This is a genomic window from Candidatus Pelagibacter communis (genome assembly GCF_001180185.1).
Lineage (GTDB): Bacteria > Pseudomonadota > Alphaproteobacteria > Pelagibacterales > Pelagibacteraceae > Pelagibacter > Pelagibacter ubique_F.
The window spans coordinates 1-537 of the sequence record NZ_CVSS01000028.1 but is presented as its reverse complement, the minus strand read 5'-3'; the positions used below and the strand labels follow the sequence as shown (position 1 = coordinate 537).

1 protein-coding gene is annotated in these 537 nt (G+C 25.5%); it reads left to right on the top strand.

Going from position 1 to position 537, the window contains the following annotated elements; genetic code table 11:
• Positions 1–37 precede the first annotated feature (37 nt).
• Positions 38–502 (top strand): hypothetical protein, encoded by a 465-nt coding sequence (locus AMN95_RS02135; protein WP_075522355.1) that lies wholly within the window; start codon positions 38–40, stop codon positions 500–502.
• The last annotated feature ends 35 nt before the right edge of the window (positions 503–537 follow it).

Here is a 537-nt window from a genome sequence, read left to right as displayed (position 1 = left end):
ATGTAAAGTTTTAGATATTAAATTATATTGATGATACTTGTTTGACCCGGAATATTTTCATCACGGGTTTTTAAAAAATTATTCAACAAATAAAGCTCGTTGGGGTAATAGATTTTACAAATTTTGCAGTGATCATAACGGTTTTAAATATGATTGTATCTCAAATTATGAGTCTGATTTTGATGTTGCATTTATTGGTGATAGCTTCACAGAAGGAATTGGTTTAGAATATGAAGACACATTTGTTGGATTATTTAAAAAATTTACAAAACTTAAAGTTGTAAATCTTGGTGTGAGTTCTTACTCACCTTATATATACAGAGACAAAGTAATTTATTTATTGGAAAACAAATTAATAAGTTTTAATCATCTAATTGTTGCTGTAGATTTAAGTGATTTGAATGATGATAGATTATATAATAATACACGTAATTTAAATGAAAATGATACCGGGTCAAACAAGTATCATCAATATAATTTAATATCTAATTTTTTTAAATAAGATGCCAGGTCAGTCATATTTTGGATCATAAAAGT